Genomic DNA, 6,451 nt, shown 5'->3' on the forward strand with positions numbered 1-6,451 from the left:
AGGAGTTCTGGTGACTGAGCTCATCTCGTCCGTAGCAACCATCGACGTACGGTTCCCCACCTCGCGGCACCGCGACGGGTCCGACGCGATGAACCCGTTCCCGGACTACTCCGCCGCCTACGTCATCCTGCGGACCTCGGCGGGCGCCACCGGGTACGGTCTGGTCTTCACGGTGGGCCGGGGCACCGAGATCCAGGTCGCGGCCGTGCAGTCGCTCGCCCCGATGGTGGTCGGCCAGCCGGTCGACGAGCTGGTCGCCGACCCGGGCGCCCTGGCCCGCAGGCTCGTCGGTGACAGCCAGATCCGCTGGCTGGGCCCGGAGAAGGGCGTCGTGCACATGGCCGCCGGCGGCCTCGTCAACGCGGTGTGGGATCTCGCCGCGCGGCGGGCGGGCAAGCCGCTGTGGAAGCTGCTCGCCGACCTCACCCCGGAGCAGCTCGTGGCGCAGGTCGACTTCCGCTACCTGCGCGACGCTCTCACCGAGGACGAGGCGCTCGGGCTGCTGCGGGGCGCCGTAGCCGGCCGGTCCGAGCGCGAGAGCCTGCTGCGGGCCGAGGGCTACCCGGCGTACACGACCACCCCCGGCTGGCTGGGCTACGACGACGAGAAGCTGGCCCGGCTCTGCGCGGAGGCGGTGCGCGAGGGGTATCGGCTGATCAAGCTCAAGGTCGGCGGGAACCTCGCCGACGACGTACGCCGGTTGGGCATCGCCCGGCAGGCCGTGGGGCCGGACATCCGCATCGCGGTCGACGCCAACCAGATCTGGGGTGTGCCGGAGGCGATCCGGTGGATGCGCGAGCTGGCCGCGTTCGACCCGTACTGGATCGAGGAGCCGACGTCGCCGGACGACGTGCTCGGGCACGCCGCCGTGCGCAAGGCCCTCGCCCCGGTCAAGGTGGCCACCGGCGAGCACGTGCACAACGCGGTCATGTTCAAGCAGTTGTTGCAGGCCGACGCCGTCGACGTGGTGCAGATCGACGCCTGCCGGGTCGCCGGTGTCAACGAGAACCTGGCCGTCCTGCTGCTCGCCGCGAAGTTCGGGGTGCCGGTGTGCCCGCACGCCGGCGGGGTGGGGCTGTGCGAGCTGGTGCAGCACCTGGCCATGTTCGACTTCGTCGCGCTCAGCGGCAGCACCGACGACCGGGCCATCGAGTACGTCGACCACCTGCACGAGCACTTCGTCGACCCGGTCCGGCTCAGCGGCGGGCGGTACCTCGCGCCCACCGCCCCGGGGATGAGCGCGGAGATCGTCGCCACCTCCGTGGCCGACTACCGGTACCCGGACGGCCCGCAGTGGACGACCACGCCCGCCACGATGGGAGGGCAGACGGCATGATCATCGACGCGCATCACCACCTGTGGCGGCCGGAACGCGGCTACGACTGGCTCGACGCGCCCGGGCTGGAAGTCATCCGCCGGCCGTTCACCCCACAGGATCTGACCACCGAGCTCGCCGCGGCCGGCGTGCACGGCACCGTGCTGGTGGAGGGCGGTCGCTGCCACCCCGACGAGGCGGCCGAGTTCCTCGGCTACGCCGCCGACACCCCGGCGATCCTCGCGATGGTGGCCTGGCTCGACGTCGCGGCCGGCGACGTGGCCGCCACCGTCGGGCGGTACCGCCGGCTGCGCGGGGGCGAGTTCCTGGTCGGGGTGCGCTCGCAGGTGCAGGGGGAGGCGGACCCCGACTACCTCGACCGGCCCGACGTGCGGCGTGGGCTCGCCGAGATCGGTGCCGCCGGGCTCGTGTTCGACCTGGTGATCCGCGCCGACCAGCTACCTGCGGCGGCCCGGGCGGCCCGGGCGGTGCCGCAGCTCCGGTTCGTCCTCGACCACCTGGGCAAGCCCCGCATCGACGAGGGCGAGGCGGGCCTGCGGAGCTGGCGCGGCCCGCTGGCCGCCCTGGCCGCCAACCCCAACGTCACCGGCAAGCTGTCCGGTCTGGTCACCGAGGCCGGGCCGGACTGGTCGCCGGACGAGCTGCGTCCGTTCGTCGAGGCGGCGATCGAGGAGTTCGGGCCGGAGCGTCTGATGTTTGGCTCGGACTGGCCGGTCTGCCTACTCAGATCGGACTATCCCGGGGTGCGCCGGGCGTTGACGGCCGCGCTGCCCCCACTGTCGGCCCAGGACCGACACGAGATCTTCGCCGGGACCGCCGTGCGCGCCTACGACCTGGCGCGGCGGGTCGAGCAGCTCGCCCCGGCGCCGCCCGCATGACCCCGGCCGGCGGCGGCTCACGCCTTCGCCGCCTGGGCCGCGAGCACCGTACGCAGCCACGCCTCGGAGGTGTTGACGTGTATCAGCGCGCTGGCCTGGGCGAGCAGTTGGTCACGCGAGCGCAGCGCGAGGTAGATCGCGTGGTGCTCGTCGATCGTCTTGTGTGCCGAGTTGCCCTCTATCAGCCCGCGCCACACCCGGGCCCGCACCGTACGGCTGGACAGCCCGTCCAGCAGCGATGCGAGGGTCTCGTTGCCGGTCGCGGCGATGACGGTCTGGTGGAAGGCGATGTCGAACCGGATCAGCTTCTCGGCGTCGTCGGCCGCCGCCCGCATCTCCTCCAGGATCCGGCTGAGCTCGGCGAGCTGAGCGTCGGTCACTCGCAGCGCCGCCAGGCCGGTCGCCACCGGCTCCAGCATCCGGCGTACCTCCACGACCTCCAGCAGCGTGTCGTCGCGCAGCAGCTCCACCGCCACGCCCAGCCCCTCCAGCAGCAGCCGGGGGGCGAGACTGGTGACGTACGTCCCGTCGCCGCGCCGCACGTCGAGCACGCGGGCCGATTCGAGCACCTTCACCGCCTCCCGCACCCCACTGCGCGACAGCCCCATCTGCGCAGCCAGTTGCGGCTCCGGCGGCAGCCGTGCGCCCGGCGGCAGCTCGCCGCTCTGGATCATGCTCCGGATCCGCGCGATCGCGTCGTCGGTCAGTGCCATCCACGTCTCCTTCCGACCGGGCCGTCGATCGCTGTCCCAATGGACCCGCCGTCGGCGGCGGGTGGCGGCAGCCCCACCAATATAGAGACATCGGACGTTTGCCGCCGTCGTGGTTCCCGCGCCGTCGCGGCCCCGCGACCCGGGTCGACCGGAACCCGATCCGGACGTGCGCACCGTCCTGTCCGGGCACGTGCCCACGGGAAGGCGTCGGCGCGCCGCGCCAACGCCCCGGGGGCATGATGTTCGCACCTGACCGAGGAGATCGCGTGAACCGAAGCGCACACTACGTCGGCAAGCACACCTTCGTCGTCGAGGAGACCACAGCGGTGCCGCCCGGTCCCGGCGAGGTACGCATCGACGTCGCGTACACCGGCATCTGCGGCACCGACCTGCACATCGCGCACGGGGCGATGGATCAGCGGGTCCGCGTGCCGGCGGTGATCGGCCACGAGATGTCCGGCCGCGTCGCCGAGGTCGGCGCGGGCGTCGACGGTCGCCGGGTGGGCGAACCGGTGACCGTCATGCCGCTGGACTGGTGCGGCGAGTGCCCCGCCTGCCGCGCCGGCCACACCCACATCTGCCACCGGCTCAACTTCGTCGGCATCGACTCGCCCGGCTCGATGCAGCGCTCCTGGACGGTGCCCGCGCGGATCCTGGTGCCGCTGCCCGAGGAACTGCCCCTGGCGCACGCCGCGTTGGTCGAGCCGACGGCGGTGGCCGTGCACGACGTGCGGCGCTCCCGGCTCGTCGCCGGCGAACACGCGGTGGTCATCGGCGCGGGCCCGGTCGGCCTGCTCATCGGCACGGTCGCCCAGGCGGCCGGCGCCGTGGTGACCGTGCTCGAACTCGACCCCCGCCGCCGTGAGCTCGCCGCCGACCTCGGTCTCTGCACCGTGGACCCGGCGGTGGTCGAGGTCACGTCGTTCGTCCGGGACGCCACCGGGGGAGCGGGCGCCGACGTGGTGTTCGAGGTGTCCGGCTCGGCCGCGGGGGTCCGCACCGCGACCGACCTGCTCGCCGTACGCGGGCGGCTCGTCATGGTGGCGATCCATCCCACCCCGCGCGAGGTGGACCTGCACCGGATCTTCTGGCGCGAGCTGGAGATGATCGGCGTGCGGGTGTACGAGCACCAGGACTACGCCGAGGCGGTCCGCCTGGTGCACGGCGGGCAGGTGCCCGCCGAGCGGCTCATCACCCGGATCGTGCCGCTGACCGAGGTGGCGCGGGCGTTTGAGGCGCTCGCCGCCGGCGGTGACGTGAAGGTGCTCGTCGACTGTGGAGGGGACGCGTGAACCCGTTCGACCTGAGCGGCCGGCTGGCCGTGGTGACCGGCTGCCGGCGCGGCATCGGCCTGGCGATGGCCGAGGCCCTGGCGGCGGCGGGCGCCGACGTTATCGGCGTGAGCGCCGCGCTGGAGGACACCGGCAGCGAGGTCGCGGAGCGGGTGGCGGCCCACGGCCGCTCCTTCGTCCCGTACCGGGCGGACCTGTCCGACCGGGCCGCCGTCCGCGCGCTGGCCGGATGGCTCGGCGAGCGCGAACGGCCCGTCGACATCCTCGTCAACAACGCCGGCACGATCCGCCGCGCCCCGGCCGCCGAGCACACCGACGAGGACTGGGACCACGTGCTGGAGGTCGATCTCACCGCCCCGTTCGTGCTCGCCCGCGAGATCGGCCGGGACATGGTCCGGCGGGGCAGCGGGAAAGTCATCTTCACCGCGTCGATGCTGAGCTTCCAGGGCGGCGTGACCGTGCCCGGCTACGCCGCCGCGAAGTCCGGCGTCGCCGGGCTGACCCGGGCGCTGGCCAACGAGTGGGCGCCGCACGGCGTCAACGTCAACGCGATCGCGCCGGGCTACATCGGCACGGACAACACCCGGGCGCTGCGGGAGCAACCGGAGCGGAACCGGGCCATCCTGGAGCGGATCCCGGCCGGCCGCTGGGGTCGACCCGACGACCTCGCGGGGGTCACCGTCTTCCTCGCCTCCGATGCGGCGGCCTACGTGCACGGCACGATCATCCCGGTCGACGGTGGTTGGCTCGGCCGCTGAGTAGCGGGGCCGAACCAGGCGGGCAGCGCGGACCAGATCCCACCTGCCGGTGCGCATTCCGGCCCCGCTGCACGTGGGCGAGCCGGGCGCGGGGTGCCCGTGGCGGTGAACCGTGGCGCCGTGGTGCGCGGGGCGCACGCGTTTCGACGTGAGCGCGGCCGAGGCGGCGTGGGACTGCGCGCGGTGATCGCCGAACTGGTGAGCCAGCCCCTCGTTGACAGCAAACATCACACGTATTACGTTAACGTTAATCGATGTAAAGAGACTGCCTTCCCGGGTGGCGGGGGGCCAACCAGCAGCGGGGATCGGGAGCTGACCCGCTGACCGGGGGCCCCTTCGGTCCGGACGCAAACCGGAGGGCGGGCCCGGCGGGCAACGAATCGGTCCGGTGGCGGGCAGCCGGCCAGTCGGCACACTGCCCGTCGGCGACGGTACCTGGTGACTCCGCGTCGCCTGCGCCGTTCTCATCCGTACCGCGGGTCGGTCGCATCCCCGGGGCCTGCCCGCCGCACGCCTGACCCCAGAAGGAGATGCCCCATGTTGAGACATCGGCTCGTCGTCGGTGCTGTCGCGGGCGCGGCAGCGCTCGTCCTCGCGGCCGGCGGCGCGGCGATCGCCGCCGGAGCCGGCCCGGTCGCGTACGCGAAGGATGTCACTCCTCTCGCGGCGACCGCCGGGTGCGGCCAGGCCCCGACGTTGACCAGCGGCACGCGCACGATCTCCAGCGGCGGCCAGAACCGTTCGTTCATCCTGCGGATCCCCGACAACTACGACCGCAACCGCCCCTACCGGTTGATCTTCGCGTTCCACTGGAACGGCGGCACCGCCAGCGAGGTCGACTCGGGCGGCACCAGCGGATACCCCTGGTCCTACTACGGGCTCCGGGCGCTGTCGAACAACTCGGCGATCTTCGTCGCGCCCCAGGGCATCGGCAACGGCTGGGCGAACACCAGCGGCCGGGACCTCACCTTCGTCGACGACATGATGAGGCAGATCGAAGCAGGTCTGTGCGTCGACACCACGCAACGCTTCGCCATGGGCTTCAGCTACGGCGGCGGCATGAGCTACGCCATCGCCTGCGCCCGGGCGACGGTCTTCCGCGCGGTCGCGGTCTACGCCGGCGCGGAGCTGAGCGGTTGCAGCGGCGGCACCCAACCCATCGCGTACATCGGCATCCACGGTCTCCGGGACAACGTCATCCCGATCTCGACCGGACGGTCGCTGCGCGACCGGTTCGTCAGGAACAACGGCTGCACCCCGCAGAACCCGCCGGAGCCGGCGCCGGGCAGCCTCACGCACACCCTCACCTACTACTCGGGATGCCGGGCCGGCTACCCGGTGGCCTGGGCGCCGTTCGACGGCCCGCACGCCCCCAACGCCGTGGACGGCTCCGCCGACCCCTTCGCGCCCGGCGAGAACTCCTGGACCAGGCCCGTGGTGTGGAGCTTCTTCACCCAGTTCGACGGCACCACCC

The 6,451-nt window shown here is 72.9% G+C and carries 6 protein-coding genes; 5 read left to right on the plus strand and 1 reads right to left on the minus strand.

All coding sequences use genetic code 11. The features are described 5' to 3' along the window. Nucleotides 1-7 precede the first annotated feature (7 nt). Both E1258_RS08600 and E1258_RS08605 read left to right on the plus strand, forming a co-directional pair. On the plus strand, nucleotides 8-1,336 hold the full coding sequence (locus E1258_RS08600; protein WP_207919476.1) for an enolase C-terminal domain-like protein: 1,329 nt from the start codon (nucleotides 8-10) through the stop codon (nucleotides 1,334-1,336). After that, the gene (locus E1258_RS08605) at nucleotides 1,333-2,214 is read left to right on the plus strand and encodes an amidohydrolase (protein ID WP_132398479.1); all 882 of its coding nucleotides are present in this window, start codon (nucleotides 1,333-1,335) and stop codon (nucleotides 2,212-2,214) included. Before E1258_RS08600 ends, E1258_RS08605 begins: the two co-directional genes overlap by 4 nt. 17 nt (nucleotides 2,215-2,231) lie before the next feature. Here E1258_RS08605 and E1258_RS08610 read toward each other — a convergent pair whose 3' ends face one another. Then, nucleotides 2,232-2,927, minus strand: a complete 696-nt coding sequence (locus E1258_RS08610) for a FadR/GntR family transcriptional regulator (protein WP_132398481.1) — start codon at nucleotides 2,925-2,927, stop codon at nucleotides 2,232-2,234. A gap of 266 nt (nucleotides 2,928-3,193) precedes the next feature. On the opposite strand from E1258_RS08610, the gene E1258_RS08615 reads away from it, so the two are divergent. From E1258_RS08615 to E1258_RS08625, 3 genes are all read left to right on the plus strand, one after another. Next, nucleotides 3,194-4,219 carry a zinc-binding dehydrogenase gene (locus E1258_RS08615; RefSeq protein ID WP_132398483.1) on the plus strand — a complete coding sequence of 342 codons (1,026 nt, stop codon included), beginning with the start codon at nucleotides 3,194-3,196 and terminating at the stop codon, nucleotides 4,217-4,219. Then, complete coding sequence (locus tag E1258_RS08620) at nucleotides 4,216-4,977, plus strand: SDR family oxidoreductase (RefSeq protein ID WP_132398485.1); 762 nt, start codon at nucleotides 4,216-4,218, stop codon at nucleotides 4,975-4,977. The genes E1258_RS08615 and E1258_RS08620 overlap by 4 nt, the downstream gene beginning before the upstream one ends. Before the next feature lie 537 nt (nucleotides 4,978-5,514). Continuing rightward, on the plus strand, nucleotides 5,515-6,451 hold a 937-nt coding region (locus tag E1258_RS08625), incomplete at its 3' end, for a PHB depolymerase family esterase (RefSeq protein WP_132398487.1).

The organism is Micromonospora sp. KC207, assembly GCF_004348615.1.
Taxonomy (GTDB): domain Bacteria; phylum Actinomycetota; class Actinomycetes; order Mycobacteriales; family Micromonosporaceae; genus Micromonospora.